29 protein-coding genes and 2 tRNA genes are annotated in these 26,372 nt (G+C 60.9%); 12 read left to right on the top strand and 19 right to left on the bottom strand.

The window, feature by feature from the left end; translation table 11 throughout:
* The coding region (locus QZ498_RS12590; RefSeq protein WP_294622753.1) for a tetratricopeptide repeat protein at positions 1-633 on the top strand (633 nt) is incomplete at its 5' end.
* A gap of 217 nt (positions 634-850) precedes the next feature.
* Here QZ498_RS12590 and QZ498_RS12585 read toward each other — a convergent pair.
* Together QZ498_RS12585 and QZ498_RS12580 are read right to left on the bottom strand one after the other, a co-directional pair.
* Complete coding sequence (locus QZ498_RS12585; protein WP_294622751.1) at positions 851-2,131, bottom strand: O-acetylhomoserine aminocarboxypropyltransferase/cysteine synthase family protein; 1,281 nt, start codon at positions 2,129-2,131, stop codon at positions 851-853.
* Between the two features lie 166 nt (positions 2,132-2,297).
* Entirely contained in the window at positions 2,298-3,311 is a 1,014-nt protein-coding gene (locus tag QZ498_RS12580; protein WP_294622749.1) for a hypothetical protein, read from the bottom strand.
* Positions 3,312-3,448: 137 nt separating this feature from the next.
* Between QZ498_RS12580 and QZ498_RS12575 the strand changes: the two genes are divergently transcribed.
* Positions 3,449-4,066, top strand: coding sequence for a MarR family transcriptional regulator (locus tag QZ498_RS12575; protein ID WP_294622747.1), 618 nt, complete (start codon positions 3,449-3,451; stop codon positions 4,064-4,066).
* A 31-nt stretch (positions 4,067-4,097) separates the two neighbouring features.
* A complete protein-coding gene (locus tag QZ498_RS12570) occupies positions 4,098-4,820 on the top strand; it encodes a DUF3307 domain-containing protein (protein ID WP_294622745.1) in 723 nt (240 codons plus the stop codon).
* A 15-nt stretch (positions 4,821-4,835) separates the two neighbouring features.
* Here the strand turns inward: QZ498_RS12570 and QZ498_RS12565 are convergent.
* Positions 4,836-4,919 (bottom strand) — tRNA-Tyr (locus QZ498_RS12565).
* A gap of 131 nt (positions 4,920-5,050) precedes the next feature.
* Between QZ498_RS12565 and rlmB the strand changes: the two genes are divergently transcribed.
* Positions 5,051-5,833: a 23S rRNA (guanosine(2251)-2'-O)-methyltransferase RlmB gene (rlmB, locus tag QZ498_RS12560; protein ID WP_294622743.1), complete on the top strand. Its 783-nt coding sequence runs from the start codon at positions 5,051-5,053 to the stop codon at positions 5,831-5,833.
* On the opposite strand, the gene QZ498_RS12555 is transcribed toward rlmB, so the two are convergent.
* Positions 5,830-6,702, bottom strand: a complete 873-nt coding sequence (locus QZ498_RS12555; RefSeq protein ID WP_294622741.1) for a hypothetical protein — start codon at positions 6,700-6,702, stop codon at positions 5,830-5,832. The genes rlmB and QZ498_RS12555 overlap by 4 nt on opposite strands.
* Before the next feature lie 129 nt (positions 6,703-6,831).
* Here QZ498_RS12555 and QZ498_RS12550 point away from each other — a divergent pair, with 129 nt between their 5' ends.
* A complete protein-coding gene (locus QZ498_RS12550) occupies positions 6,832-7,170 on the top strand; it encodes a hypothetical protein (RefSeq protein WP_294622739.1) in 339 nt (112 codons plus the stop codon).
* A gap of 200 nt (positions 7,171-7,370) precedes the next feature.
* The gene (locus QZ498_RS12545; protein WP_294622737.1) at positions 7,371-7,844 is read left to right on the top strand and encodes a CoA-binding protein; all 474 of its coding nucleotides are present in this window, start codon (positions 7,371-7,373) and stop codon (positions 7,842-7,844) included.
* A gap of 12 nt (positions 7,845-7,856) precedes the next feature.
* Here the strand turns inward: QZ498_RS12545 and QZ498_RS12540 are convergent, their stop codons facing one another.
* From QZ498_RS12540 to QZ498_RS12525, 4 genes are read right to left on the bottom strand one after another with little or no spacing between them, the layout of a single operon-like run.
* Positions 7,857-8,147 (bottom strand): Dabb family protein, encoded by a 291-nt coding sequence (locus tag QZ498_RS12540; RefSeq protein WP_294622735.1) that lies wholly within the window; start codon positions 8,145-8,147, stop codon positions 7,857-7,859.
* Positions 8,144-8,455 (bottom strand): phosphoribosyl-ATP diphosphatase, encoded by a 312-nt coding sequence (locus QZ498_RS12535; RefSeq protein WP_294622733.1) that lies wholly within the window; start codon positions 8,453-8,455, stop codon positions 8,144-8,146. The genes QZ498_RS12540 and QZ498_RS12535 overlap by 4 nt, the downstream gene beginning before the upstream one ends.
* Positions 8,452-9,216, bottom strand: a complete 765-nt coding sequence (gene hisF / locus QZ498_RS12530) for an imidazole glycerol phosphate synthase subunit HisF (protein ID WP_294622731.1) — start codon at positions 9,214-9,216, stop codon at positions 8,452-8,454. Before hisF ends, QZ498_RS12535 begins: the two co-directional genes overlap by 4 nt.
* 58 nt (positions 9,217-9,274) lie before the next feature.
* Entirely contained in the window at positions 9,275-10,144 is an 870-nt protein-coding gene (locus QZ498_RS12525; RefSeq protein ID WP_294622729.1) for a DMT family transporter, read from the bottom strand.
* A 100-nt stretch (positions 10,145-10,244) separates the two neighbouring features.
* Between QZ498_RS12525 and QZ498_RS12520 the strand changes: the two genes are divergently transcribed.
* A complete protein-coding gene (locus QZ498_RS12520) occupies positions 10,245-10,700 on the top strand; it encodes a DUF302 domain-containing protein (protein WP_294622727.1) in 456 nt (151 codons plus the stop codon).
* Between the two features lie 7 nt (positions 10,701-10,707).
* Here the strand turns inward: QZ498_RS12520 and hisA are convergent, their stop codons facing one another.
* Positions 10,708-11,430 carry a 1-(5-phosphoribosyl)-5-[(5-phosphoribosylamino)methylideneamino]imidazole-4-carboxamide isomerase gene (gene hisA / locus QZ498_RS12515; protein ID WP_294622725.1) on the bottom strand — a complete coding sequence of 241 codons (723 nt, stop codon included), beginning with the start codon at positions 11,428-11,430 and terminating at the stop codon, positions 10,708-10,710.
* Between the two features lie 138 nt (positions 11,431-11,568).
* Between hisA and QZ498_RS12510 the strand changes: the two genes are divergently transcribed.
* Positions 11,569-11,955, top strand: a complete 387-nt coding sequence (locus QZ498_RS12510) for a DUF2147 domain-containing protein (RefSeq protein WP_294622723.1) — start codon at positions 11,569-11,571, stop codon at positions 11,953-11,955.
* Positions 11,956-12,138: 183 nt separating this feature from the next.
* Here QZ498_RS12510 and hisH read toward each other — a convergent pair whose 3' ends face one another.
* The 3 genes from hisH to QZ498_RS12495 form a co-directional block, all read right to left on the bottom strand.
* Complete coding sequence (gene hisH, locus QZ498_RS12505) at positions 12,139-12,777, bottom strand: imidazole glycerol phosphate synthase subunit HisH (RefSeq protein WP_294622721.1); 639 nt, start codon at positions 12,775-12,777, stop codon at positions 12,139-12,141.
* A gap of 6 nt (positions 12,778-12,783) precedes the next feature.
* Positions 12,784-13,371: an imidazoleglycerol-phosphate dehydratase HisB gene (hisB, locus tag QZ498_RS12500; RefSeq protein WP_294622719.1), complete on the bottom strand. Its 588-nt coding sequence runs from the start codon at positions 13,369-13,371 to the stop codon at positions 12,784-12,786.
* Positions 13,372-13,515: 144 nt separating this feature from the next.
* Positions 13,516-13,590, bottom strand: a tRNA-Gly gene (locus QZ498_RS12495).
* Positions 13,591-13,790: 200 nt separating this feature from the next.
* On the opposite strand from QZ498_RS12495, the gene QZ498_RS12490 reads away from it, so the two are divergent.
* Complete coding sequence (locus QZ498_RS12490; protein WP_294622717.1) at positions 13,791-14,684, top strand: hypothetical protein; 894 nt, start codon at positions 13,791-13,793, stop codon at positions 14,682-14,684.
* Between the two features lie 3 nt (positions 14,685-14,687).
* Here QZ498_RS12490 and QZ498_RS12485 read toward each other — a convergent pair whose 3' ends face one another.
* Positions 14,688-14,882, bottom strand: coding sequence for a SlyX family protein (locus QZ498_RS12485; RefSeq protein ID WP_294622715.1), 195 nt, complete (start codon positions 14,880-14,882; stop codon positions 14,688-14,690).
* Between the two features lie 146 nt (positions 14,883-15,028).
* Here QZ498_RS12485 and hisS point away from each other — a divergent pair, with 146 nt between their 5' ends.
* The 3 genes from hisS to hisG are packed head-to-tail and all read left to right on the top strand — an operon-like array spanning position 15,029 to position 18,293.
* The gene (hisS, locus tag QZ498_RS12480) at positions 15,029-16,519 is read left to right on the top strand and encodes a histidine--tRNA ligase (protein WP_294622713.1); all 1,491 of its coding nucleotides are present in this window, start codon (positions 15,029-15,031) and stop codon (positions 16,517-16,519) included.
* Complete coding sequence (locus tag QZ498_RS12475; RefSeq protein ID WP_294622711.1) at positions 16,516-17,601, top strand: ATP phosphoribosyltransferase regulatory subunit; 1,086 nt, start codon at positions 16,516-16,518, stop codon at positions 17,599-17,601. The genes hisS and QZ498_RS12475 overlap by 4 nt, the downstream gene beginning before the upstream one ends.
* Positions 17,598-18,293: an ATP phosphoribosyltransferase gene (hisG, locus tag QZ498_RS12470; protein WP_294622709.1), complete on the top strand. Its 696-nt coding sequence runs from the start codon at positions 17,598-17,600 to the stop codon at positions 18,291-18,293. Before QZ498_RS12475 ends, hisG begins: the two co-directional genes overlap by 4 nt.
* Positions 18,294-18,335: 42 nt before the next feature.
* On the opposite strand, the gene QZ498_RS12465 is transcribed toward hisG, so the two are convergent.
* The 6 genes from QZ498_RS12465 to mfd all read right to left on the bottom strand — a co-directional run bounded on the left by QZ498_RS12465 (position 18,336) and on the right by mfd (position 26,362).
* Positions 18,336-18,935 (bottom strand): outer membrane beta-barrel protein, encoded by a 600-nt coding sequence (locus QZ498_RS12465; RefSeq protein ID WP_294622707.1) that lies wholly within the window; start codon positions 18,933-18,935, stop codon positions 18,336-18,338.
* Positions 18,936-19,279: 344 nt separating this feature from the next.
* Positions 19,280-20,080 (bottom strand): phosphodiesterase, encoded by an 801-nt coding sequence (locus QZ498_RS12460; protein WP_294622705.1) that lies wholly within the window; start codon positions 20,078-20,080, stop codon positions 19,280-19,282.
* A 500-nt stretch (positions 20,081-20,580) separates the two neighbouring features.
* A complete protein-coding gene (locus QZ498_RS12455) occupies positions 20,581-20,883 on the bottom strand; it encodes a hypothetical protein (protein ID WP_294622703.1) in 303 nt (100 codons plus the stop codon).
* Position 20,884: 1 nt separating this feature from the next.
* Positions 20,885-21,934: a phage minor head protein gene (locus QZ498_RS12450; RefSeq protein ID WP_294622701.1), complete on the bottom strand. Its 1,050-nt coding sequence runs from the start codon at positions 21,932-21,934 to the stop codon at positions 20,885-20,887.
* 383 nt (positions 21,935-22,317) lie between these two features.
* Positions 22,318-22,908 carry a GNAT family N-acetyltransferase gene (locus QZ498_RS12445; RefSeq protein WP_294622699.1) on the bottom strand — a complete coding sequence of 197 codons (591 nt, stop codon included), beginning with the start codon at positions 22,906-22,908 and terminating at the stop codon, positions 22,318-22,320.
* On the bottom strand, positions 22,901-26,362 hold the full coding sequence (gene mfd, locus QZ498_RS12440; protein ID WP_294622697.1) for a transcription-repair coupling factor: 3,462 nt from the start codon (positions 26,360-26,362) through the stop codon (positions 22,901-22,903). Before mfd ends, QZ498_RS12445 begins: the two co-directional genes overlap by 8 nt.
* Between the last annotated feature and the right edge of the window lie 10 nt (positions 26,363-26,372).

Genomic DNA, 26,372 nt, shown 5'->3' with positions numbered 1-26,372 from the left:
CAGGCGCAGGGGCGCTATGAGCAGGCCGAGGGGCTCTACCGCGAGGCGCTTGAGATTGGCCGTGCGACGATTGGGGAAGGCCATCCGAGCTATGCCATTCGCCTCAACAACCTCGCCGGGGTGGTGCAGGCGCAGGGGCGCTATGCGGAGGCCGAGGGGCTCTACCGCGAGGCGCTTGAGATTACCCGTGCGACGATTGGGGAGGGGCATCCGGACTATGCCACCCGCCTCAACAACCTCGCCGGGGTGGTGCAGGCGCAGGGGCGGTATGCGGAGGCAGAGGGGCTTTACCGCAAGGCGCTTGAGATTGACCGCGCGACGATTGGGGAGGCGCATCCGGACTATGCCATCCACCTCAACAACCTCGCCGGGGTGGTGCAGGCGCAGGGGCGCTATGAGCAGGCCGAGGGGCTCTACCGCGAGGCGCTTGAGATTGGCCGTGCGACGATTGGGGAGGGGCATCCGGACTATGCCATACGGCTCGGCAACCTCGGACAGCTTTTGGGCCAGATGGATCGCGCTGAAGAAGGGCGTGAGATGCTGGAGCAAGCCTTAGAGATTTTCCGCGCGACCCTGCCGCCTGATCATCCGCATATTGCCGAGACTGAAAGGCGCATCGCCGTTCTCACTTAACCAAAGCCAAAACGTACAAAACCCACGTACGTTTCGTACGCTTGCCCACCGTGCGCCTTGTTAATCCGCACCCCGCGCAGCGCTGACACCGACGCAATACCGACAAAATACCGACGTGTTACAGCCCGCCCAAAATCGCGCCTCGCCCTTGTCAACAAAGCAAAACGGGCCCCGAATCGCTCGGGGCCCGTTCGCTATTCACAACCTGTTAACCTCTTCAGGCCGAGGCCTTCGCCAAGGCCTGTTCCAGATCGGCGATGATGTCGTCGGCGTCTTCGATCCCGATGGAAATCCGCACCACGTTGGGCGCGGCCCCGGCGGCGACCTGTTGCTCCTCTGTCAGCTGCCTGTGGGTGGTCGAGGCCGAGTGGATGATCAGCGACCGGGTGTCGCCCAGATTGGCCACATGGCTGAACAGCTCAAGGCTATCGACCAGTTTCACGCAGGCGTCATAACCGCCCTTGAGCGCCACGGTAAAGAGCCCGCCCGCGCCCTTGGGACAAATGCGTTCAACCCGGTCGTGATAGGGCGAGGATTTCAGGCCCGCATAGGTAACCCCTTCTACCGCCTCATGTTTTTCCAGCCAACCGGCGACCTTTTCGGCATTGGCCACGTGGCGCTCCATCCGCAAGGAAAGGGTCTCGATCCCCATCAGCGTATAGTGTGCCGCCTGCGGGTTGAGGGTCATGCCAAGGTCGCGCAACCCGATGGCGATGCCGTGGAAGGTGAAGGCCAGCGGGCCGAAGGTCTCGTGGAACTTGAGGCCGTGGTAGGCCGGTTCCGGCTCGCTCAGCGAGGGGAATTTGCCCGAGGCCGACCAGTTGAAATTGCCCGAATCCACCACGCAGCCGCCGGTGACGGTGCCATTGCCGGTCAGGAACTTGGTCATCGAATGCACCACCAGCGTCGCGCCATGCTCAATCGGGCGGCACAGGTACGGCGTGGCCGAGGTGTTATCGACGATCAGTGGCAGGCCCGCCTTGTCGGCAATCGCGGAAATCGCATCAAGATCAGTGATATAGCCACCAGGGTTGGCGATGGACTCGCAGAAAACGGCGCGCGTATCGTCGTCAATTGCGGCTTCCACGGCGTCAAGATCGTCGAAGTCCACGAACTTCGCCGACCAGCCGAAGCGCTTGATTGTTTGGGAAAATTGCGTGATCGAGCCGCCGTAAAGCCGGGTCGAGACCACCACATTGAGGCCCGGACCCATCAGCGGAAAGAGCGCCATGATCTGCGCCGCGTGCCCCGAGGAGCAGCACACCGCCCCGGCCCCGCCCTCAAGCGTCGCGATACGCTCCTGCAGCGAGGCGACGGTGGGGTTGGTGAGGCGCGAATAGATATAGCCCACCTCCTGCAGGTTGAAGAGCGCCGCCGCATGCTCGGCATCGCGGAAAACATAGGCCGTTGTCTGGTAGATCGGCACCTGCCGCGCGCCGGTGGCCGGATCGGGCCGTGCGCCCGCGTGGATTTGCAATGTATCGAAGCCATAGGCCATTGGATCATCTCTCCCTTGGAATGTGTTGCCATCTGTCTAGGCCATTCAGGGGAGGGGAACAACTGGCCCTGCAAGGCGCGGGATGGCGTTCCGCCAGGGGGTGGTTTCGTAGTCGGGTATTCGCGATACGGGCTTGGCAGGGGAATATCGTCTTTGCGGCGCAGGCTCAGCGCATCCAGAAGCCATTGCGGCGGATGCGGTTGCGGATGGCTTGCTCCTTGCGAGGCAAGTCATCGCGGTCAAACAGGTCCCGCACCTTATGTCCGCGACCGTGGTAAATCATGAATTTCATCGGATCGTGGTTCTTGAGAACCTTTTTGACGCCATTGGGCGCGGTCACTCGTTCCAGCACCTCGACCGCGTGGTCGGATTCGCGGGCGTACAGCAGCGGCAGGAAACGATAATGACAGGTGATGTCGCCGTCGAGATAGCCATCGGGCAGGCAACCGTAGCCCCCGCCAAAACTGTGGATCACCAAGGGCAGGGCCACTTGATCGAGCCATGGGTCAAGCGATTGACAAACCAGTTCGGGCGGCGCGTCATCGCGGATGGCAAGGGCGTAGTCCAGGAAACGCTGCCCGAAGGCGCGGGGGCATTGGTAGTAGAAGAACCCGGCGTTGAAATAGAGATAGCGCCGCCAGAATTCATCCGGGTAGGAGGTGTCGAGCGAGCTTTCGAAATCGAGGCCGAACTTGTCGTATAGCGATTTCCACGTGGCGGTAAGCCCGGGACCGTAAAGCTGGATCTCGGGCCATGTGTTTTCACGCTTCATCGACGCCTGTGGGCGGGCGAAATCAAAGGGCACGCTGGTTATATCGCCGGTGACAAGCGTGTCGGTGTCGAAGAACACGAATGGTTCGCCTTCGGGCATGGCCAGCAGGGCTTCGATCTTGTTTCCGTTGGGATAGCTGGCCCCGAAATGGCGCGATTGAAAGGGGATGATCTCGGCCCCTAGGTCTTCCAAAAGCTTGCGGGTCTGACCGCCGCGCATGCTGGGGTCTTTGCCCCACAGCGGACCATTTTGCGGCTCGGCCACGATCAGGCGGCCTTTGAACCCGGGGCTTGTCTCGCGCAGGGAGGCGGCGAAAATCACCGCCTCGTATTGCAACCGTCCACCTTGGCCGACGATGACGATGTTGAATGGCTGTGTCGGCTTTGCCTGTTTCGCCTTTTTGGCCATGCTCACCCTCTGACCCTCGTTATATTTGCGGGCAGTATAGGGGGGATGCGGCAGTGGCAGAAGGGGAGAGTTTGGGCAAATACAGGTCTAATTGGCGAGCAAGTTATTTTGCTTGCTTTTAAAGCAAGAAAGCGTTTATGCTTGCGCGCATGTTTGTGGTTTTGACTGGCGATATCGTGGAGTCCTCGGATTTGGAGGTCGAGGCGCTGGAGGCGACGCTTGAGGCGGTGGCCTTGGCGTCGCGAGACGTGCGCGCATGGCCGGGTGTAAGCCAGTGGGGCTTTGCCCGTCGGGGCGGGGATGCGTGGCAGTTGGCATTTGATGCGCCTGCGCTGGGCTTGCGGGCGGCGCTTTATATCACGGCCTGTCTGCGGCGCTTGGGCAAAACCCGCGCCACGCGCATTGCCTTGGCCGTGGGGCCGGGGCAGATGCCGGGGAAAGACCCCAACACGGCGCATGGGGCGGGGTTCACCGCCTCGGGGCGGTTGTTGGAAAAGCTGCCTTCGGGGCGGTATCTTGACGATGCGGGCGGAGGTGCTTCGGCGGCGGCGGCGCGGCTGGCCGATCATATCGCGCAGGGCTGGACTCCCGCGCAGGCCCGCGCCATGGCCGAGCAATTGCCACCCGGATCGGGGCCGCGGTCCGAGGCCGCCGCGCGCTTGGGCATCACCCGGCAAGCGGTGGATCAGGCGCTTTGGGCGGCAGGGTATCCGGCGATCGAGGCGGCGCTTGAGGCTTTGGAGGAGGGCAAGTGAACATGCTTTCTTTTTTTCAAGGCAAGCCGATATGATTGCTCTCACGCCCGAGATGACCGCAGGGTTCATTGCGCTTCTGCTGGCGCATGTGCTGGCCGATTTTGTGTGTCAGACCAAGGGCATGGTCGACTCCAAGCGCCATCCGGGCGTGTTCATTCTGCATATCGGGGTCGTCTTTGGCCTGAGCCTTGCGGCGCTGGGCGGGGCGGCCCATGTGGCGGCGACGGTCGCCGTGGCGCATTTGGTGATTGACGGGATCAAGACCTATGCCTTGCCCGAAAGCTGGCGCAGATCGTTCACCGCGTTTGCCGTGGATCAACTGGCGCATTTGGTCAGCCTTGCGGCGGCGGTCTTGATCTGGCCCGAGGCCGTAGCAGGCGGCCTGTGGGCACCGTGGCTTGACCTCTTGGTAGGGCCTGCCGTGGTTATATCCGGTTTGATCCTGACGGTGATTGCCGGGGGGTATGCCGTGGGCCTGATCACCGCCCCCTATGCCCAAGCCTTCAAGGCGCAGGGCCTTGCAAACGCGGGGCAAATGATCGGGCGGCTGGAACGGGCGGTGATTTTCCTGCTGATCGCCATGGGCGAGCCAACGGGAGTCGGCTTTCTCATCGCGGCCAAATCGCTTTTGCGCTTCGAGGCCACCAAGCAACAAAAGGCCAGCGAATACGTCATCATCGGCACGCTGACATCCTTTGGCTGGGCCTTGGGGATGAGCACGGCGACCATGGCGCTGTTTCGGCTTGTGACCTGATTTACCGGGGGAAAGTGGTGGGCGACCTAGGAATCGAACCTAGCGTGCGTCTCCGCGAGGGAGTTACAGTCCCCTGCCACACCTTGCGGCCTGTCGCCCACTTTCCATCGGGCCTTGACCCGTGGCGTGGGGGCGTATTTAGGGATCGTGCCGTGGGGCGTCAAGGCGAAAATGCCTTGCGGTGCGGCGCGCCGGCACGCATTGTCGGCGCTTGGTACGAGAGGTGGCAAATGGCAGCGAAAAAACCCAAATGGGTGATCGAAAAAGAACAGGCAAAGCGCGAGAATACGCGGGAAACAGTTTGGCTTTTCGGGCTGCATGCCGTGCGCGATGCGCTGATGAATCCAGCACGTGAAAAACTGCGGTTGATTGTCACCAAGAACGCTGCCGACAAACTGTCCGAGGCGATTGCGCAGGCCGGGATCGCGCCCGAGATGGCCGACCCGCGCAAGTTCACCGCGCCGCTTGACCCACAGTCGGTGCATCAAGGGGCGGCCCTGGAGGTGAAGCCCCTCGACTGGGGGCCATTGTCGGAGTTGGCGCTTGGCGGGGCGGCAGGCGTGCCGCGTGTCGTGATGCTGGACCGGGTGACCGACCCGCATAACGTGGGCGCGATCCTGCGCTCGGCCGAGGTGTTCGGCGCCTGCGCCGTCGTGGCCCCGCGCCACCATTCCGCGCCCGAAACCGGGGCCTTGGCCAAAACCGCCAGTGGCGCGCTTGAGCGGCAACCCTATGTGCAGGTGCGTAATCTGGCCGATGCGATCAAGGAATTGCAGGGCATGGGCTATCTTGTGCTTGGGCTGGCGGGGGAGGCCGAGCAGACCATCGAAGAGGCCATGGAAGGCCGGCGCGATAGGCCCGTGGCGCTGGTTCTGGGGGCCGAGGGGCCGGGCTTGCGGCAAAAGACGCGCGAGACCTGCGATGCGCTTGTGCGGATCGAGTTTGCCGGTGCCTTCGGCTCGCTCAATGTCTCCAATGCCGCCGCCGTGGCGCTTTATGCGGCAAGGCCCTAGTGTTCAGCTCCATCTTCAAAGGATTTGATAAACCGGCCCTTGATCATCCAGCTTAAGCCGAAACTCATCAAGGCGACGGATTCGAGGATGAAGGTCAGCCGCCAGTGGTTCCAGACCTCAAGAAAGGCCTGTGCCGCCTCGGGCGACAGGATGAGCTTGGTCAGGATGGCCGCCCCGCCCATGATCGCCACGCAGGCAAAGATCAGAACGCCAAGCGCGCGATACCAGACGTTGCGAAATCCTTTGCGGCTGCCTTCGATCACCGAGGCGAAGGAGTTGATTCGGGTGAAAACGAAGTAGGAAAAATAGCCAAGGATCGTGAACATCACCGCTGCACCGCCAAAATGCAGCGATTGCAGGAGGATCGGCACGTTTTCGGGCGCGCCAAAGACCGGGAAGGTGGCCCACATGTCGTAAGACAGCGCGCCGGTGACACCCGAGGCTGGCGGGGCAAAACCGCTGGCCGAGGTGAGAAACGTGCGCGCCACTTCGGCCCCGTTATAATCGCAGCCAGACCCGGTGGTGGGGGAATAGGCAATAAGAAAGGCCGAAACTCCGGCCAGCTTGATCAGCCAGATATCGTACCAATAGTGCCGCAGGTAACCATCGACCGTCTTGGTGCGGAAGCTGTAGAAAAAGGTCAACAGCAGGCCGATTAAGGTGAGCGCGCCAACGAAAATATCGCCACCGATGCGGCTATAGTAGTAATGGCTTATGGATTGGTTGAAGCAGGTATTGGTGAAGATCGTCAGCGCGATCAGGATCACCGGCAGGAAGAGCGCCACATAGCCCACGCCGCGATTGACGCGCCTTAGGCTAAGCGCGAAGGGTAGGTCATCGGGTAGGGCGGCATTGGGGGGCTGGGGCATGCCAATCCTCCTTAGAATTTGAGGATAGAATAACACGTATCGCGGGAATCGCGAAAACTTGGCTGATGCGGGGCTTGGAAAACGCGGTCATGCCAATATCTTGACCTCTAACGGACAACGCGGGGCCGAATGGGACCAAAAATTGCCACATGCTGCTATTGCGGGACGCGCGCGGCCCTGATTTTGGATCAGGGGCGGCATGAGCTGATGTGTTCGGCCTGTGGCGCGCCCTTGCATGAAATGAAGGCCTTGCCCAAGGCCACGCAGAGCCCGCGCAAGCGCGCGCCTGCGGCGACAGCGCCCAAGCGGCCCGGCGCGCGGCGGCGGGTCAAGGTGGATTGGGCCGCCGAACGTGCCCATGCGCTCGGCGGTGAGCGAAAGCGAACAAAGCGCCGTAAGCCACGCAAATCATTGGCGTACCGTGTGATGGATGAGCTTTGGGACGGGATCGAGGATATTTTCGATTAGCAGAAATCCGCCGATAAGCCGGGCATGGTCACAAGGCGTTTACCAAGGCTTTTTATTTTGAATCGCGTCCCTATCTATTGTTCAGAAACGTCGGAATGGAACACCGGCGTTTCACTTCACTGTCCCTCGTTCCGCGACTGGCGCCCAAGGGTTTCCCTTGGGCGCTTTTTTCTTTCTCAAACCCTGTCTAGAGTGCGGCCATGAGCCAAGACTATTCCGACGCGTATTTGCGCAAGATCCTGACCCGCACCAAGCGTATCGCCGTGGTGGGGGTGTCGTTGAACGAAGTGCGGCCGAGTTTTTACGTGGCGCGCTACCTCAAGTTGAAGGGGTTTGATGTGGTGCCGGTCAATCCGGGCCATGCGGGCAAAACCGCCTTTGGCACGGAGGTGGTCGCGTCGTTAAGCGATATCGAAGGGCATGTGGACATGGTGGATGTTTTCCGCCGTCCGGAACATGTGCCGCCCATCGTGGAAGAGGCTTTGGAGTGCTTTCCCAAGCTACAGACCGTCTGGATGCAGATCGGGGTGGTCAACGAAGAAGCCGCCGAGATGGCGCGGGCGCGGGGCGTGGATGTCGTGATGAACCGCTGCCCCAAGATCGAGTATCAGCGCCTCTTTGGAGAGCTGCGCATGGGCGGATTCAATACCGGGGTTATTTCTTCGAAATTGTAAGGTTTCAGAGGTTTAGCCGCTTTGAATATCTGCGGCTATGCGCATGTCGCGCAGCGGCTTCACCAGTTCGATGGCGCGGGCATAGACCGGGTGGGCCTTGTAGGCGTCCAGATCATCCTGGCTGTTGAACTCGGCATAGACCACGAAATCCACCTCGGCCCCGGTCAGCCGGTCGGCATGCAGGTTCCGACCCACCTCGAAATGGCGGGCGTGGGGGATTTGCGACAGGGTTTCCAGACCTTCGCGGATACGGTCGAGGTCGGCTTGGTCGCGGGCGGTGAAGAACACGATATGGCGGATCATTTCGGGCGCGATGCTTTTTCCTGAAGGCCGGATTGCGATTGGCGGCGGGCGAGTTCGCTTAGCACATCCTCAAGGCCGACGCCCCGGCTGTGCAGCATGACAAGCAGGTGAAAGAGCACATCGGCGGCCTCGGAGGTGAGGCCCTTGGCGTCGCCTTTGACCGCTTCGATCACCGCCTCGATGGCCTCCTCGCCGAATTTCTCGGCCACTTTTTCGGGGCCTTTGGCCAGTAGTTTGGCGGTCCAGCTGTCCTCGGGCGCGGATTTGGCGCGGGTGGCGATGATCTCTTCCAGCTCTTGCAGGGTCATGCGCCTGTCCTCACCGCGATACCATGGGTGGCCATGTGGTCCTTGGCCTGTTGAATGGTAAACTCCCCAAAGTGGAAGATCGAGGCGGCCAGCACGGCAGAGGCCCCGCCCTTGGTGACACCATCGACAAGGTGGTCCAGCGTCCCGACGCCGCCCGAGGCGATCACCGGGATATCAACCGCGTCGGATATGGCGCGGGTGAGAGGCAGGTTGAAGCCTGCACGGGTGCCATCGCGATCCATCGAGGTCAGCAGGATTTCCCCCGCGCCCTTGGATTCGACCAGTTTGGCGAATTCCACGGCGTCGATGCCCGTGGGTTTGCGCCCCCCGTGGGTAAAGATTTCCCATTTGCCGGGGGAAACTGTTTTGGCGTCGATGGCGACGACGATACACTGGCTGCCGAATTGGTCGGCGGCCTCGCGCACCACATCGGGGTTGGCCACGGCGGCGGAGTTGAACGACACCTTGTCGGCCCCCGCCAGAAGCAATTTGCGCACATCCTCCGCCGTGCGCACCCCGCCGCCCACGGTGAGCGGGATATAGCATTGCTCGGCGGTGCGGGTAACCACATCCAGCATCACGCCCCGGTTTTCATGGGTGGCGTGGATGTCGAGAAAGCACAGCTCATCGGCCCCGGCGGCGTCATAAGCCTTGGCGGCATCGACAGGATCGCCCGCGTCGCGCAGGTTGACGAAATTCACGCCTTTGACCACGCGGCCATCGGCGACGTCGAGGCAGGGAATGATGCGGGTTTTCAACATGGGGGTCAGGTAGCGCGTAAGCGCAGCATTGTGAAGGTCTTTTGCGGCGGAAATGCGCCTAGCGCCGGGCCAGACGCAGCGACAGAAGCCCCGAGGCAAGGATCACCGCCAGCCCGGTGAGCGACAGGGCATCGGGCCAGTCGCCGAAGACCAGATAGCCAAGCACAGTGGCGGCGATGAGTTGGGTATAGACCAAGGGGGCAATGACCGAGGCGGGCGCGCTTCGGTTCGCCATGGCCAGCAGGAAATTTCCCATGGCTGACCCTGCGGCGCTGCCGACGAGAAGTAGCCAGATAACGGGCGTCATGGCAGGTGCGCCCACGGCGAAGGCCAAGGGGGCCAGCAGGACCGAGCCGACCAGAAGTTGCGAGATGAGCAGGAACCTTGGGCGAAACCCTCCGGCAAGCCAGCGGGTGGCGGTCAGGAAACTACCGTAAAAGACACCGGCAAGGACGGCAAACCCCATGCCAAGCCCCGCGCCGAAGCCCGGTTTGACCACCAAGAGCACGCCCGCAAACCCCAAGGCCAAAAGCAGACTGCGCGCCGGGGTGACATGTTCCTTGAGCAAAAGCGCGGCCAAAATATACGAGATGATCGGCCCGACGAAAAAGGCCCCAAAGACATCGGCAATGGGTTCGGTGCTAAGCGCGGTAAGGATCGAGGCGATGCCGCCCACCACAAGGGCCCCGCGCAACAGGATGCGCCAATTGGCCAGCTGCGGAATCTCGTCCCGGCGGAGCCCGCTCAGCGGCAAAAGCACAAGGGCGGCCATGGCAAACCGCGCCCAAGCCACGAAAAAGGGATGCGCACCCGCCTGCGTCAGGGCCTTGCCCGCCGTGTCACCCGCCACGATGCAGAACATCGCCGGGACGACCATGGTGAGGGTCATCCAGAAACTGATATCGGCGATTGGAGTGGCTTTGGGCATCAAAAAGCTGACTTTCGCGGTTCACGGATTTGTTTATGGCCAAAGCGGCGCAGCATCCAGAGGATGCAAACAATGGATTTGGCAAAAAGGATGAATTGCGATGAAACAGCTATTGGCGGGAGTGGCCTTGGCCGTGATGGCGCAGGGCGCGCAGGCCTCGGAGGATGATATCATGCGGGTGGCGGCCAAGGGCGATGTGGCCAGCACCATGGACGCTCTGCAAGCGGCAGTCGAAGGGGCCGGGGCCACGGTCTTTGCCCGGGTCGATCATGCCGGTGGAGCCGAATCCGCGGGCATGGAGCTTGCCCCGTCGCAGCTCTTGATCTTCGGCAATCCCAAATTGGGCACGCCTGCCATGCAGGACGATGCACTGGCCGGGCTCTTCCTGCCGTTGAAAGTTTTGGTCTACGAGGGCGGCGATGGCCGTGTATGGCTGGCCTATGAAGACCCCGAAGAAACCCTGGATGACCTGCCGGGGATCAGTGACGACGCAGACTATATCGCCAAAATGCGCATGGCCTTGGGCAAGCTGACCGAAAAAGCAGCGGGTAAGTAGCGCACGGTCAGGCCTTCATGACCGCAAGTGCCTCTTTCAAGTCAATCGCCCCGTCGTAAAGCGCGCGGCCCGAGATTGCCCCGTTCAAGGGCGCGCCGCAGGATTTCAGCGCCTTGAGATCGTCGATGGAACTGACCCCGCCCGAGGCGATGACCGGGATCGAGACCGCATGGGCCAAAGCCGCCGTTTCTTCGATATTGGGGCCCTGCATGGCCCCGTCGCGGTTGATGTCGGTATAGATGATGGCCGCCACGCCCGCGTCCTCGAAAGACCGCGCCAAATCGGTGGCCAGAACATCGGTCTCCTCGGCCCAGCCCTTGGTGGCGACGCGGCCTTGGCGGGCGTCGATGCCCACGGCGACCTGACCGGGGAAGGCTTTTGCGGCCTCGCGCACGAGCGCGGGGTTTTCCACCGCCACGGTGCCAAGGATCACCCGGGCCAAGCCCTTGGAGAGCCACCGCTCGATGGTGGCCATATCACGGATGCCACCGCCCAGTTGCGCAGGTGTTTTCGTGCGCTCAAGGATCGCCTCCACGGGGGCGGCATTGACCGGCTCTCCGGCGAAGGCGCCGTTGAGGTCGACCAGATGCAGCCATTCACAGCCCGCCTCGACAAACTCCATCGCTTGCGCGGCGGGGTCGTCATTGAACACGGTGGCTTTTTCCATTTCGCCTTTGAACAGGCGCACGGCCTGACCGTCTTTGAGGTCGATGGCGGGATAGAGGATCATGGAGCTATTCCTTGGCTTCGTAGGCTTACGGCCCTTTGGCATGAGTGCAGGGCGAATGCAACGCGACCCGACGTTACACTTGATTTCACGCCAGTTTGCAGGGCAGCGTTTTGCCAGACACGCTAGGGAGGACTTAAAATGAAACGCTTTGCAGTGGCCGCTGTGGCTGTGGTGATGGGCACGGGCATGGCAATGGCCGAACCGGCCTTGGGCACATGGAAAACCGAAGTGGACGATGGGGCCTATGCGCATGTGAAAATTGCCCAATGCGGCAGCAATGTTTGCGGCACGATTGCGCGGACCTTCAAGAATGGTGCCGAATACAAATCCGAGAACATTGGCAAGATGCTGGTGCGGAACATGTCGCCCAAGGGCGGCGGCAGCTATGAAGGCAAGGTCTGGCGCCCGTCCAACAACAAGATCTACATCGGCAAGATGGACGTGCAGGGCAATAGCCTGAAACTGCGCGGCTGCGTCGCAGGCGGCCTGATCTGCGCCAAGCAGAACTGGACTCGAGTGGAATAATCACCGGGTGTTCGGGGGCTTTGCCCCCGCCGCTCTACGGGCGACTCCCCCAGGATATTTACGAACAGAAGAAGCGCGGTTTATCCCTTCTTCTGTTCCCAAGTATCCCCGCCGGAGGCATCCCGAGGGGATCGCCAAAGGCGAGATCCGAGATATAAAGCGCGCCGAAGGCGCTCATTCACGTTACGGGGTCCAGGTCAGGAAATTGGCAATCAGGCGCAGGCCGGTGGATTGGCTTTTTTCCGGGTGGAACTGCGTGCCGACGATATTGTCTCGGCCCACCACGGCGGTGATCGGGCCTGCGTAATCGACATGTGCCAGAAGATGCGCCGGATCATCGACGCGGAAGTGATAGGAATGTACGAAATAGGCGTGATCGCCGGTTGAGAGACCGTCGAACACCGGGTGGGCATGGTCGATCACCAGATCGTTCCAGCCCATATGCGGCACCTTGAGGGTGTCATCTTTGGGATTGATCCGCTCAACCGTGCCGCCGATCCAGTCAAAGCCGGGGGTCTCGGAGTATTCCATGCCACGTGTGGCCAGCATCTGCATGCCGATGCAGATGCCGAAGAAGGGTTGGCCCTTGTCGATGACCACTTCTTTTATGGCTTCAAAGAGCCCGCGGTGATCGTAAAGCTCTTTTTGGCAGGCGGGGAAGGCCCCGTCGCCGGGCAGGACGACGCGGCTGGCCCGGCGCACCACCTCGGGGTCGGAGGTAACGGTGACCGGCCCCGCGTCCACCTCGGCGGCCATGCGTTGAAAGGCCTTTTCCGCCGAATGCAGGTTGCCGGATTCGTAATCGACGATGACGGTGCTCATGAGCCCTTACAGCGCCCCCTTGGTCGAGGGCACCGCATCGGATTTGCGCGGGTCGGTTTCCACAGCCTCGCGCAGGGCGCGGGCCACGGATTTGAAACCGGCTTCGGCCATGTGGTGGCTGTTGAAGCCATGCAGGGCATCGACGTGCAGGGTGATCCCGCCGTGGGTGGCGAGCGCCTGGAAGAACTCGCGCACCAGTTCGGTGTCGAATGTGCCGATCTTGGGGGTGGGCAGGTCCATGTTCCAAATCAGGAAAGGCCGCCCCGACAAATCAAGCGCCGCGCGCACAAGCGCGTCATCCATCGGCAAAAGGCAGGCCCCATAGCGGCGGATACCCGTCTTGTTGCCAAGGGCTTGCGTCAGGGCCTGCCCAAGCGCGATGCCCACATCCTCGACCGTGTGGTGGTCGTCGATATGGAGATCACCCTTGCAACGCACCTTCATGTCAATCAGCGAGTGCCGCGCCAATTGATCCAGCATGTGATCGAAAAAACCAACCCCGGTTTCATTGTCATAGGCCCCGGTGCCATCGAGGTTGATTTCGACGGTGATCTCGGTTTCGGCTGTCTTGCGGGTGATCGTGGCGTTGCGCATGGCGGACCCCTTCGGTGATTGCCGCGCCCTTATAGGCGCGTGGGCAGGGCAGGCCAAGGGGTTGGCGCAACAAGAGAATTGCCGCGTGCCAAAGGCGCATCACCCCCGGTTACACGGGCCGACTTTCAGTTGGGGGAGAGAAAATGGAGCGGGTGATGAGATTCGAACTCACGACATTTACCTTGGCAAGGTAACGCTCTACCCCTGAGCTACACCCGCTTCCTTGGGTAGGGCGGGAGATATAAATTCTGGCGCGGGGCTGCAAGCCCAAAATTGCGCTTGGGGCCAAAAAAGTTCCAAACTGGCGAAGTTTGGCGTTTTCGTCTGTATCGCGCGGTTCTGGTGGACTGACCCTGGCCGCCTGCGGTATGACACGAAAAAAGCCAGTGGGGTTAAGGCTGTTGAGCTTACGATGTTTATTGCCTGTGCCATTGGTCCTTGTTTTGGCGGGCTGCGGCGATCCGATGCAGGACGTGGCGCGGTTGGCCGATCAGGACGTGGCCGATGATGCCCCGACGCTGGATGCCGTGCCAGCAGTTGAGCCGCCGGCGGATGAGCGCGTCGGCCTGTTTGCCCGGCTTTTGGGCGGGCGTGATGCCGCGCCCTCGGAGGACGGAGCGGTTGCTGGTGATCCGGGGGGGACGCAGGCCAAAGCCATGACGACCTCGCTTCCTTTGGACGCGGAGCAGGCTTTGGAGGAGAGCCAAGACACGTCTGGCACGGTTTCCGAAACATCGGCGGCCGAGACAGGCAAGAGGAAAGGGCTCTTGGCCAGCTTGCTTGGTGGTTTCAACGCGGATGACGCATCCGGGGAAACCGGGGCCGTGAGCGAAGTCGCCTTTGGTGAGCTTCTGCCCTATGGCGAGGTGAAGCGCATTTGCGGGGTTCGCAAAGGCCAAATGGGCAAGATGGTGGCACAATATCCTGACCGCCGCCCGATTCATGAGGTCTATGACAGCGATCCGGGCAACACGGCCCCGCATACCTTTTACGTGACGGGTTTCGATGATGGCTGTGCCCGGCAATTCACTGCGTCGCTGGCGATGTTCGGCTCAGTCGAGATGCATGAACGCCTCCGCTACGGCCTGCCTGCCAAGGTGCAACCCTACAGCGCCACCGATGAGGCCTATGAAAAGGTCAAATCGCGAGTCTGCCGCGTGCCGCGCAAGACACCCTGCGGCGCGCGTGTTGGCCGGCTTTCCGATGACACGGTTTTCCTGAGTATCTACGAGCGGTTCGGCGACAATTCCGAGTGGAAGAATTTGCTACTGCACTCAGGCGAAATGGTGGCGAAGGACAAAAAGGGCGGCTGAGGCTTACCAGTGCGGCGGACGTTCGTTGCCCATCAGTAACTGGCCTCCCAAGTCGCTTTCGCGCTCGGCCTCGCGCTCCATCAGCAATTGCACCCGGCGGGTGAGCATTTCGATCTCGCCCTCTTGGCGGGCGATGATCTCGGACAATTCATCGACCGTGCGGCTGAGGTGGGCAAGGGTTTCTTCGATCGCGCTCATGCGTTCACGATTACGAACTTGCTTACCATGGGTCAACTGGCACTACAGGTGACGTAGCGACAACCGGCAAGGACATGCCATAGCTTGCCCCCGGTGGCCCCATCCGCTAGACCCCGCGGCGAACGCCAATGCACGGGACAAGCGACATGGCCAAGCCCAAGAAACAGCCCCGCCCCAAGGCCGAAACGCCCAAGGGGTTCCGCGATTATTTCGGCCAAGAGGTGACCGAGCGCGCCGAGATGCTGCGCCGGATCGCCGAGGTCTATCATCGCTATGGATTTGACGCGCTTGAAAGCAGCGCGGTCGAGACCGTCGAGGCGCTTGGCAAGTTCCTGCCCGATGTCGACAGGCCCAACGCGGGCGTCTTTGCATGGCAGGAGGATACCGAGGGCGACAAGCCGGGCGATTGGCTGGCCCTGCGCTATGACCTGACGGCGCCTTTGGCGCGGGTCTATGCGCAACACCGCAACGATCTGCCCACGCCCTACCGGCGCTATGCCATGGGGCCGGTCTGGCGCAATGAAAAGCCGGGGCCGGGGCGCTATCGGCAGTTTTACCAGTGTGACGCAGATACCGTGGGCGCGCCTTCGGTGGCGGCGGACGCCGAGATTTGCGCGATGCTGGCCGATACCTTGGAAGAGGTGGGCATTCCGCGCGGGGATTACATCGTGCGGGTGAATAACCGGAAAGTTCTCAATGGTGTTCTTGAGGTCATGGGCCTTGAGGAAGGCGAGGCGCGCGATGCCGTGCTGCGTACCATCGATAAGTTCGACAAAGTGGGCGAGGAGGGCGTGCGCCAGCTTTTGACCACGGGCCGCAAGGATGCCTCGGGCGCGTTCATTGACGGGGTGGGCCTGAGCGAAGAACAGGCCGGGCCGGTTCTGGCCTTCCTGACCTCGAAAAGCGAGGTGACGGCCGATACCCTTACAAACCTGCGCGCCGCTGTGGGTGAGTCGCAAACCGGCCAAGAAGGCGTGCAAGAGCTTGAAACCATTGCCGAATTGATGGCCGCCCAAGGTTATGGCGCGGATCGGGTGGTGATTGATCCCAGTGTCGTGCGCGGGCTTGGATACTACACCGGGCCGGTTTTCGAGGCGGAACTGACCTTCGAGATTTTCGACGAAAAAGGCCGCAAGCGGCAGTTCGGCAGCGTCGCGGGCGGTGGGCGCTATGATGACCTTGTGAAGCGGTTCACCGGGCAGGCCGTGCCAGCAACGGGTGTGTCGATCGGTGTGGATCGCCTGTTGGCCGCGCTGCGCGAAAAGGGGCGGATCGGCAGCACCGTGCAAGGCCCCGTGGTGGTCACGGTGATGGACCGCGACCGTATGGCCGATTATCAGGACATGGTGGGCGAGTTGCGCCGCGCCGGGATCCGGGCCGAGGTCTACCTTGGCAATCCCAAGAACTTCGGCAACCAGATGAAATATGCCGACAAGCGCGGCAGCCCGGTGGCGGTGATCGCGGGCAGCGATGAGTTCGAGCGTGGCGTTGTGCAGATCAAGGACCTGATCCTTGGCGCGAAGATCGCCGAAAACGCCACGCTTGAGGAATGGAAAGAACGCTCGAACCAATTCGAGGTGGCGCGCTCCGAACTGGTTGCCAAAGTGCGCGAGATCATCGACGGACAGGGCCAATGACGGATCGGACTGAGGTTCGCGCCGAGGCCGCGCGCCTGAGGGTGGCGTTCGAGGGGGAGGGTGCACAGCCCGTTGAAACCGCCATCCTGCAACCCGCCGAAACGCTTCTGGATCTTTATGGCGAGGATATCCGCGCGCGGGCCTATGTCACCTCGGACGCGCTGCGCGGTGAACAGATGCTGCGCCCGGATTTCACCGTGCCGGTGGTGCAGATGCATATGGAGCATGGGGCCGAACCGGCCTGTTACACCTATTCCGGTGAGGTGTTTCGGCGGCAGGAGGATGACCCCGACCGCGCCAATGAATACATGCAGGTCGGCTTCGAGGTGTTTGAGCGCAACGCGCCCGAGGCGGCGGATGCCCGTGTTTTCGCTTTGATGTTCAACACCTTGGCCCCCTTGGGCCTGCGGGCGGCGACGGGGGATATCGGTATCCTGATGGCCGCCGTCGAAGGCCTGCAAACCACCGAGCGACGCAAGGCTGCGCTGCGCCGCCATATCTGGCGGCCCCGGCGATTCCGCGCCTTGATCGACAGGTTCTCCGGCCGTGCGTCTGTGCCAGAAAGCCGTGCGGCCTTGCTGGCCAGTACCGACCCGATGGCCGATGCGGGCCCGCTTATCGGGCTGCGCAGCCGGGCCGAGATCGAGGCGCGCATCAAGGCCCTGCGCGAAGATGCCGAGGCCGCGCCGATTTCGGAAAACGAGGTGGCGCTGCTGGATGCGATCCTTTCGGTGCGCGAAACCTGCCCGAATGCCTTGGAGCATCTGCTTGATATTGCGGTCGATTTGCCGGCCATCCGCCCCGCCGTGGAGCGGCTTCAAAGGCGGCTTGAGGCCATGCAGGACTTCGGCATCGACGTGGATGCACTGGATTTCGAGGCCAGCTATGGCCGCACGCATATGGAATATTACGACGGGTTCGTTTTTGGCTTTTACGCCGAGGCGCGTCCCGATCTGCCCCCCGTGGCGACCGGCGGGCGCTATGACGCCCTGACCCGGCAGCTGGGGCTGGGGCGCGAAATTCCGGCCGTGGGCGGGGTGATCCGGCCCGGGCTGGTGGTGGAATTGGGGGGGCTGACATGAGCCTCAAATTGGGTGTGCCGTCAAAAGGGCGGCTGATGGAAAAGACCTTTGACTGGTTCGGCGCGCGGGGGGTGACCCTTGGCCGCGCGGGATCGGACCGCGAATATGCGGGTTTCGTTGAAGGCGTTGATAACGTTGAGCTTATTCTGCTGTCGGCCGGGGAAATCCCGCGTGAACTGGCCGCCGGGCGTATTCACCTTGGCGTCACCGGCACCGACCTTGTGCGGGAAAAGCTCGGCCAGTGGGACGGCCAAGTACAGGAACTGGCCGAGCTTGGGTTCGGGCATGCCGATCTGGTGCTGGCGGTGCCGGGTGCTTGGGTTGATGTGAATACACTGGATGATCTGGACGCCGCCGCTGCGGCCTTCCGCAAGGCGCATGGGTTTCGCCTGCGCGTGGCAACGAAGTATCATCGGCTGGTGCGGGATTTTCTGCGCGAGAATGGCGTCGCGGATTACCAGTTGGTGGATAGCCAAGGCGCCACCGAGGGCACGGTCAAGAATGAAACCGCCGAAGCGATTGCCGATATCACCTCGACCGGGGATACCCTGCGGGCCAACCATCTGAAAATATTGGAAGATGGTATGATTTTGCGGAGCCAGGCGACGCTGTTCAAGTCACGCAAGGCTGTGCTTTCGGATGCCGACCGGGGCAATCTCAAGGGGCTTTTGGAAAAGCTGTCCGTCGATTAAGGCGGCCCCCGCGCATGAGCGCGAGAGCCTGAAAGCCCGTTTTTAGAAGCGGAAGGTGCCGCGCAGTTGCACGGTGGTTGCTTCAACGTCGGGTCCGCCACCGCCGCCGAAGTTGTCGAACTCGTGGTAGAGGACTTCGCCGCCGACGGTAAAGTTTTCCATCACGGCGTGTTCGTAACCTGCGCCGACGAAATAGCCATCGTCGCTACCCAAGGTATTGACGTCCGCTTCGGCATAACCGCCGGTCCCGTACAGCAGGCCATTGCCGATCTTGTACCCGCCGCGCAGCTTGGCACGCCAAACACTTTCAAGGCTGTTGCCGCCACCAAGGCCGATGTCCGTCCAATCGTAATCGAGGCCGGCCCCGATCACCCAGTTGCCAAGGTCATAATCGTAGCCGGCGGTCAGGCCGCCGATGAAGCCATCCCCATCGAGGCCGGGAACATTGGTGTCGACGTTGGCATAGCCAAGTTGACCCCCCGCATAGAACCCTGTCCAGTTGGGTGATGCCGGGGCCACGGGGGCCGGGGCTGCGGGCTGGATGGCCGGCTCCGAGGGCGCGGGTTCGGGCGAGCCCGCAAGCACGGGGACCGCGGCAAGGCTTACGGCGGCGAGCAGAGGAAACGCTATCGTTTTGCTCATGTTTTGACTCCTGTTCTTTGTCCTGTCGTTATGCAGTCTGACGCATCGGATGCGCGCAGGTCATTGACCCCCATCATGAGGGACACAGGGGTGAAATTGGAACATTCGGGCGGTACAACAAGCGAGACGCCAACATACGGCGGCATGCCGCCGAGTGGGCCATTTGCCATGAGCCAGATAATGCCACGCACGGAAAAGTGACTTCGGTCTGGCTTGTGGCGCGCGAGAACGTGATCGCGCAAATACCCATTATTATTGAGTTTTTGTAAGTTGGAGCTGTTTCTGGCGCGTCAGGCAGCGGGCCATGGGCGGCCTGATCCTTGAGCCATCAAGGGATGGCCGCCTCAATCGTAGAGCGTCGAGTCGAGATCGGGGAGGGTGAAGTCCTCGGTGTGGATGACGATTCCGTCGTCGGTCAACAACACGATACCATAGGCGCCGGGTTCGGCCACCGAAAGGCGTGGGTCCTGATAGCCGAGGGCCATGGGCATCTGATGGCAGGGGCTTTTGAAGATTGCTGCGGGGATACCGTTTATGGTGCCCTGAATGGTGCGGTGGATATGGCCGGAGATCACCTGCACGACGTTCCGATGGCGCCCCAAAAGAGCGGATAGTTCGGGTATGGATTTCAATCCGATCCAGTCCATCCCCTTGAAACCAGTGGCAAAAACAGGGTGGTGGGTGAACAGGACACAGCGCTTGTCAGGCGCCTCGGCAAGACGCTCCTCCAGCCATTCAAGCCGGGCCTCGCAGAGCAGGCCGGAGTGGGTATCGGCCGCCGCTTCGTTCAATGTGTCAAGCAGGATCAGGCGGTGATCGCCCAGGTCGATCACCTGTTGGACGAAGCCTTGGGATGTGGTGGGCGTCTGGGGAATTTCGGCGAGCATGGGGGCACGCCGGTCATGGTTGCCGACCATGAGCGCGACGGGAATTGAAAGGGTGTCCAGTATCCCGCGCAGCTGGGCGTATTCTGCCGGATCGGCGTTATGGGTCAGATCCCCTGTGAGGATGATCCGGGCCGCATCGGGGTGGCGTTCGGTGGCATGGGCGAGGCCCTGGGCCAGCCGCGCGCCGGGATCGAGCCCGATCAGGGTTTCGCCCTTGGGCAAAAGGTGCAAATCGGTGAAGATGAGGAGTTTTTGCATCGGATTCGTCCATCTTGGCTGCTGGCAGGTTAGGCGATTTCACGGATTGTGAAAGGGCCGGGGCGAATCGGCCCCAAGCCCTTGGTTAACAAGGAAATCCGTGATCTGTAACATGTCGGCAAAACGTCGGTATCGCGTCGGTTTTTGTTACCGATACCCTGCGGGTTAACTCGGCGCGCGGTGGGTTTGGCACGAAACGTACGTGGGTTTCGTACGCTTTGTGGGATGACTGCTGTCAGCCGGGAGTGGATCAAAAACCCTTGGCTAAAGCGTTTCGCGAAAAACCTGACACACAGATTTTTGCGAAACGCAGTGCTTCGCTTAATCGTTGCACGCGTTCCGCCTTTAGCCGTTTCTCAGGTTAAAGGCGGAACGCTTTATAACCTGCGATAGCAGACCTTCGCCGCTTGGACCGAGAACTGGTAGTATGCGGGACAGAGTCAGCTTTCGCCGCTTTTGCACGAATGGCTGCTTTTAGAGTTCCAAGGTTCGGCAGTGCTTCAGGACAAGGAAGTTTTCCAACGCAAAAAGTCATTGAATAGGAAACGAACGCCCTCATCTTGAATAACCCAGTCGGCTTTGGATTCTTTGAACCAAAGCGAGCCAAGATCAATCTCTTTGTCAGCTAAGAGTTTTTCGCAGAATGTGGCCAGCTCCCGCACGGCTTGATCGCCATAGCCTTGCCGAAAGTCTTCATAGATTTGGTTACGCCCGTCTGGGGTTTCGGCCCAACCAGGATGAACGACATCTAGGTCTTGATGAAATTGCAAGGTGAAGTCGTAGAATGATTTCGGCGGCGTCATGTCAGTCAATCCTTGGATAGGATGTGATAATGATAAACCCATCCGGCATGTCCGGGGCGTGCTCGATAACGGTTCCCACTCCAAATGTTCGCCGGAGCCGTATCGGGGATGAAGCACGCCGAGTGGTTCGGTATGCTTCAAAGCCTGTTGTTGAACCAAAATCACTTGTTATGAAAGCTCGACGCACTCTCCCACTGGCGACAGCGCTCACAACGTCCAAGTTTCTCGCAAGATTGGAATCCGTCAACTTTTCAGCCGCTTCAAGTGACGGGAAAGTCCCGTGCCGCCAACGATACTGGCTGACGAAAAGTGTTCTTCCACGTGGAGTGCTGACCGATCCGATTAGGAAGGCTTCGCTCTTCCCGACATGCAAGGCGATGGTATGGCCCCCGCCCGCTTCATGAATTGAAAGGTCTTGGGGGGGAACGCTGCCGTCAAAATCGGCTAGAATTACGTTGTCTTGAAGGGCTGGCGCAACTGGTTCCGCATAGCACCGGCAATTGTGTGCCTCGCCTGGATGCCCGCCTTCTGGGGGATTATCCCATCGGAATACACGGTCATCATATGCAGCGTGGCTGTCACGAACTTTGGCATCATCTTGCGAGCGCCAGATATACTGCTCAATCCCGAGGTCTTCCTGCCGAAGCTGGTTGATCAGCCCTGCGAAGGCCCGCAAAAGGCGTTCTTCCATGGCCGTTCGAAGTGGCCGCAATCGTTGCTGGTGGTTTTGGTATTGTTTGAAAATGGTCTCAAGGCGCGCGTCCCATTCCTCGAGTGCCTCGGCTTTTGCGTCTGATACATCTCGCAGATCAGCTTCGGTGACAGTTGGGACCGTGTCGGGCGGTGTCAGCGCGTTCAGGAGCATCCGGGTGTTTTCGGATATCACCGGATCGAAGCGTTCGCTGAAATCGGCCCGTAAAGCGGAATAGTTTGGGAAAGTCGATTTGAGCGATAGCCCCGCGCGGCGGCCAACGATGCGGCCATCGTGCCGTGCAAGAACATAATTGCCGTTGCCGCCGTGTCTGAGGAAGTCGCTGAAACTGTGTTGCACGGAACCTCCGAACACGTGTGGAGCAGGTTCTATTCACAATTGGTAAAGAAAGCCTAACATCACCGTTCGCAACGCTCTTGAGGAAAGCAACTCACCCCGCGCGCGTCAGAACCAGACATTCATGCGTTCCGCAGCATCGGTCGAAAAGGGCTCGAATCCGGTATTCGCTGCACTCTTAACCAATTACCGTTTTCGGAAAACAAACCAAACGTTCCAAGGCCCCTCCCTGCCCATGGCGGCACGCACTATTCGCAACTGTGAGCTTGCCCTCGCTCCCCAATCCGACTGACTTTTGTACAAAACGTACACATGGGTCCGAGGCGGCCCTGAGTTTCGTACAAAACTCGCGTACAAAACGTACAACTTGTACGGAAATTTTGGCCCTAGCCGATCAGCGGCACATGCGGCGCTACATCGCGCGGCAGCAACCCCGACAGGCGAGGGTCAGGCGCGATTTCGACCTCACGTTTGTAAGGCGTGAACCCGCTGCGGTGGTAGAAACCCAAGGCTGCCGGGTGATCCAAAGTGCAGGTATGAACATGAAATCGCTTGATATTTTCTGCCCAAGCCAATTGGATTGCCCGGTTCATCAACCACCGGCCCGCCCCGGTTCCGACCATGCCAGCGGTCAGACCGAAATAGGCCAGTTCACATTCACCGTCCTGACGGAAGTCCAACTCCAGCAGGCCCACCTCCTCGGCACCATCGCGAAGGGCGTAAACATGCACCTTCGGATCGGATAAAATGTCCTTTAAATCAGAGGGTTGCAGGACCAAACGCCCAAACCAAAGCCACGGCGCGCCCACTTGGCGAAACAGGTTCAAATACCAGTCCGGATCAGGCTCTGGCACATGGATCAGCTCAAGGGCCAAATCCGCCTCACCCCTTTGATTAGGCTTGGTTTTCATCTCAAGATGCGTCACGACTGAGGCCGTGTGCCCCGCTGGCACCCCGTGCATTCCATCCTCAAGCATTGCCCTTTGCCTTCTTCTTCTCGGCCACGACCTTTTCCGCCAAGTCCCGCGCAATCGCAAAGGCGCCTTTGATCTTGTCGCTGTCCTTGCGCCAGTCGCGCCGCACCACGATCTTGTTGTCCTTGACCTTGGCCAAGCCATTCTGCGCCTTGATGAAGTCCACCAAGCCCTGAGGTGAGGCGAACTTGTCATTGTGGAACTGGATAACCGCGCCTTTCGGTCCACCATCCAGCTTGGCAATGCCCGCCTTCTTGCACATCGCTTTGATCCGCACGACCAGCAGCAGGGTATTCACTTCCTTGGGCAGTTTGCCAAAGCGATCAATCAGTTCGGCGGCAAAGCCTTCAAGTTCAACTTTACTCTGTAACCCACTGAGCCTGCGATACAATCCCAACCTCACGTCCAGATCGGGAACGTAATCCTCGGGGATCAAAACCGATACGCCGAGGTTGATTTGCGGCGCCCATTGTTCATCGCTTTCGGTGAGGCCCTCCAATTCGCCCGCTTTGATCTTGGCAATCGCCTCTTCCAGCATCGACTGATAGAGTTCATAGCCCACGTCGCGCATCTGGCCGGATTGTTCCTCACCCAAAAGGTTGCCCGCCCCACGAATATCCAGATCCTGACTGGCCAGTGTGAACCCCGCCCCCAGCGTATCGAGCGACCCAAGAACGCGTAGCCGCTTCTCCGCCGCCGGGGTCAGACGCGCCCGTGGTTTGGTTGTCAGGTATGCATAGGCGCGGGTTTTCGACCGACCGACCCGGCCCCTGATCTGGTAAAGCTGCCCAAGCCCAAACATATCCGCCCGATGAATGACCATCGTGTTCGCGGTCGGGATATCGAGGCCGGATTCCACGATCGTCGTGGCCAGCAGTACATCGTATTTGCCATCGTAAAAGGCGTTCATGCGGTCATCCAACTCACCCGCGGCCATCTGCCCATGCGCCACCACGTAACTGATTTCAGGCACCTGATTTTGCAGGAAATCTTCAATCTCGCGCAGGTCCTCGATACGCGGCACCACATAGAAACTCTGTCCGCCGCGATAATGCTCGCGCAACAGCGCCTCACGGATCGTTACCGCATCGAATGGGCTGACGTAGGTGCGGATCGACAGGCGGTCCACCGGCGGCGTACCGATGATCGACAAATCACGCACCCCCGAGAGGCTCAGTTGCAATGTTCGCGGGATCGGCGTGGCGGTCAGCGTCAACACGTGAATGTCCGAGCGCAGCTGCTTGAGCCGCTCTTTATGCGTCACGCCAAAGCGTTGCTCCTCGTCAATCACCAAAAGCCCAAGGTTCTTGAACCTCACCCCCTTGGCCAAAAGCGCATGGGTGCCGACAACGATATCCACCGTTCCCTTGGCCAGCCCCTCGCGCGTCAGGTTGGCCTCTTTCTGACTGACGAAGCGCGACAGCGGCCGCACCGTCACCGGGAAGCCCCGGAACCGTTCGGCAAAACTCTGGTAATGTTGCCGTGCCAGAAGGGTCGTGGGCGCGATGACCGCCACCTGTACGCCCGACATGGCCGCGACAAAGGCCGCGCGCATCGCCACTTCCGTCTTGCCAAAGCCCACGTCGCCGCAAATCAGGCGGTCCATCGGGCGGCCCGCCTCCATGTCCTCCATCACATCCTCGATAGCGCGCAACTGATCGTCGGTTTCGGTATAAGGGAAACGCGCCGAGAACGCTTCCCACGCGTGATGTTCCGGCTCCAGAACCGGCGCGCGGCGCAACTCGCGCTCGGCCGCGATCCGGATCAAGCGGTCGGCCATCTCGCGAATGCGTTCCTTGAGCTTGGCCTTCTTGGCCTGCCACGCCCCGCCGCCAAGCCGGTCCAACAGCCCCTCTTCGTGGCCGTATTTGCTCAGCAGCTCGATATTTTCGACCGGCAGGTACAGTTTTGAATTCTCGGCATATTCCAAAAGCAGGCACTCATGCGCCGCGCCCGCCGCCGTGACCACCTCAAGGCCCCTGTACCGCCCGATCCCGTGATCGACATGCACCACCAGATCACCGGGCGTCAGGCTCTGCGCCTCGGTCAGGAAATTCTCGGCCCGGCGGCGTTTCTTGGGCGCCCGGATCAACCGATCCCCCAGAACGTCCTGTTCGGCAATCACGGTCAGGTCGGGGGCCTCGAACCCATGCTCCAATGGCCAGACCGCCAGGTGCAGCCCCCGTTTGCCAATGCGCGTGGCATCGGTGACACCAACAGCCCCTTGCAAGCCTTCATCTTCCAAGAGGCCTTCCAGCCGCTCCCGCGCCCCCTCCGAATAGCTGGCCACCAGCACCGGACCACCCTCGAGTTTAACTTGAATGTGATCCTTCAAAGCCCCGAAAAGGCTCAAGGACTCGCTTTGCCGCTCTGGCGCGAAATTGCGGCCAATGCGCCCACCGGCATCGATCACACCAGGGCCAGTGGCCTGCGGAAGTGGCGCGAATTGCATCACCCGGCGGCCCGCGACAGCCGCCTGCCACGCCGCCTCGTCCAGATAAAGCAACTCGGGCGCCACCGGCTTATACACCGTGTCTTCCCGGCTTTTCTGCTTCAAAGCATGTTCGCGCGCTTCATACTGGTCGACCACGGTGTCCCAACGCGCCGCACGCGCCGCAGAAACCTGATCGTCCAACGACACGGTTGCCTCGGGCAGGTAATCAAAAAGGGTTTCCAATCGCTCGTGGAAAAACGGCAGCCAATGCTCTATGCCAGCATGCTTGCGCCCCGCGCTCACCGCCTCGTAAAGCGGATCATCTGTGCCCGCCGCACCGAAAGCGATGCGGTAGTTTTGCCGAAACCGGGTAATGGCGGCATCGTCCAAGATCACCTCGCTCACCGGGGCGAGTTCGATCTGCTCAAGTTTCTCGGTCGTCCGCTGCGTGGCCGGATCAAACCGGCGAATGCCGTCCAGAACATCCCCGAACAAGTCCAACCGCACCGGGCCGCTTTCCCCCGGCGGAAAAATATCAATGATCCCACCTCGCACCGCGTAGTCGCCCGGCTCCATCACCGTGGGCGCCTGGCTGAACCCCATACGGACCAAGAATCCCTTCAGAGCCTCTTCGTCGATCTGGTAGTCGACCCGCGCGCTAAAAGCCGCCTCGCGCAAAACCTCGCGCGCCGGAACCCTCTGCGTCACCGCGTTGAGCGTCGTCAGCAGAACGAACTGCCCGGGCATGCCATGCACCAACCCGGCCAGCGTCGCCATGCGCGCCGCCGAAATATCGGCATTGGGCGACATCCGGTCATAGGGCAGGCAATCCCACCCCGGAAAACGCATCACCGGCATATCCGGGGCAAAGAACCGTAAGGCATTGGCCATGGCTTCGGCCCGCTTGTCATCGCGCGCCACATGCACCATCGGGCCGCCCTTGCGGGCGACCTCTTCCAGGATCAAACGCGCGTCAAAGCCTTCGGGCGCGCCCCCTACCGTGATATGATCAGCTTTATTCATGCCGCTGCCA

Source organism: uncultured Roseovarius sp., assembly GCF_913057115.1.
In the GTDB taxonomy this organism is placed as follows: Bacteria; Pseudomonadota; Alphaproteobacteria; order Rhodobacterales; family Rhodobacteraceae; genus Roseovarius.
This window is presented reverse-complemented; position numbering and strand designations above follow the sequence as displayed.

Excerpts from the sequence above, each read along its gene's own strand:
- QZ498_RS12550 (WP_294622739.1), top strand. The coding sequence starts at position 6,832 with ATGGGACCAAAAATTGCCACATGCTGCTATTGCGGGACGCGCGCGGCC.
- mfd (WP_294622697.1), bottom strand. The coding sequence starts at position 26,362 with ATGAATAAAGCTGATCATATCACGGTAGGGGGCGCGCCCGAAGGCTTT.
- QZ498_RS12485 (WP_294622715.1), bottom strand. The coding sequence starts at position 14,882 with ATGAGCGCGATCGAAGAAACCCTTGCCCACCTCAGCCGCACGGTCGAT.
- QZ498_RS12445 (WP_294622699.1), bottom strand. The coding sequence starts at position 22,908 with ATGCTTGAGGATGGAATGCACGGGGTGCCAGCGGGGCACACGGCCTCA.
- QZ498_RS12555 (WP_294622741.1), bottom strand. The coding sequence starts at position 6,702 with ATGCCCCAGCCCCCCAATGCCGCCCTACCCGATGACCTACCCTTCGCG.
- QZ498_RS12455 (WP_294622703.1), bottom strand. The coding sequence starts at position 20,883 with ATGACGCCGCCGAAATCATTCTACGACTTCACCTTGCAATTTCATCAA.
- QZ498_RS12465 (WP_294622707.1), bottom strand. The coding sequence starts at position 18,935 with ATGAGCAAAACGATAGCGTTTCCTCTGCTCGCCGCCGTAAGCCTTGCC.
- QZ498_RS12575 (WP_294622747.1), top strand. The coding sequence starts at position 3,449 with ATGCTTGCGCGCATGTTTGTGGTTTTGACTGGCGATATCGTGGAGTCC.
- rlmB (WP_294622743.1), top strand. The coding sequence starts at position 5,051 with ATGGCAGCGAAAAAACCCAAATGGGTGATCGAAAAAGAACAGGCAAAG.
- QZ498_RS12475 (WP_294622711.1), top strand. The coding sequence starts at position 16,516 with ATGACGGATCGGACTGAGGTTCGCGCCGAGGCCGCGCGCCTGAGGGTG.
- hisH (WP_294622721.1), bottom strand. The coding sequence starts at position 12,777 with ATGAGCACCGTCATCGTCGATTACGAATCCGGCAACCTGCATTCGGCG.
- QZ498_RS12585 (WP_294622751.1), bottom strand. The coding sequence starts at position 2,131 with ATGGCCTATGGCTTCGATACATTGCAAATCCACGCGGGCGCACGGCCC.
- QZ498_RS12460 (WP_294622705.1), bottom strand. The coding sequence starts at position 20,080 with ATGCAAAAACTCCTCATCTTCACCGATTTGCACCTTTTGCCCAAGGGC.
- hisG (WP_294622709.1), top strand. The coding sequence starts at position 17,598 with ATGAGCCTCAAATTGGGTGTGCCGTCAAAAGGGCGGCTGATGGAAAAG.
- QZ498_RS12510 (WP_294622723.1), top strand. The coding sequence starts at position 11,569 with ATGAAACGCTTTGCAGTGGCCGCTGTGGCTGTGGTGATGGGCACGGGC.
- hisS (WP_294622713.1), top strand. The coding sequence starts at position 15,029 with ATGGCCAAGCCCAAGAAACAGCCCCGCCCCAAGGCCGAAACGCCCAAG.
- QZ498_RS12545 (WP_294622737.1), top strand. The coding sequence starts at position 7,371 with ATGAGCCAAGACTATTCCGACGCGTATTTGCGCAAGATCCTGACCCGC.
- QZ498_RS12580 (WP_294622749.1), bottom strand. The coding sequence starts at position 3,311 with ATGGCCAAAAAGGCGAAACAGGCAAAGCCGACACAGCCATTCAACATC.
- QZ498_RS12535 (WP_294622733.1), bottom strand. The coding sequence starts at position 8,455 with ATGACCCTGCAAGAGCTGGAAGAGATCATCGCCACCCGCGCCAAATCC.
- hisF (WP_294622731.1), bottom strand. The coding sequence starts at position 9,216 with ATGTTGAAAACCCGCATCATTCCCTGCCTCGACGTCGCCGATGGCCGC.
- hisA (WP_294622725.1), bottom strand. The coding sequence starts at position 11,430 with ATGATCCTCTATCCCGCCATCGACCTCAAAGACGGTCAGGCCGTGCGC.
- QZ498_RS12540 (WP_294622735.1), bottom strand. The coding sequence starts at position 8,147 with ATGATCCGCCATATCGTGTTCTTCACCGCCCGCGACCAAGCCGACCTC.
- QZ498_RS12525 (WP_294622729.1), bottom strand. The coding sequence starts at position 10,144 with ATGCCCAAAGCCACTCCAATCGCCGATATCAGTTTCTGGATGACCCTC.
- QZ498_RS12570 (WP_294622745.1), top strand. The coding sequence starts at position 4,098 with ATGATTGCTCTCACGCCCGAGATGACCGCAGGGTTCATTGCGCTTCTG.
- hisB (WP_294622719.1), bottom strand. The coding sequence starts at position 13,371 with ATGCGCAACGCCACGATCACCCGCAAGACAGCCGAAACCGAGATCACC.
- QZ498_RS12520 (WP_294622727.1), top strand. The coding sequence starts at position 10,245 with ATGAAACAGCTATTGGCGGGAGTGGCCTTGGCCGTGATGGCGCAGGGC.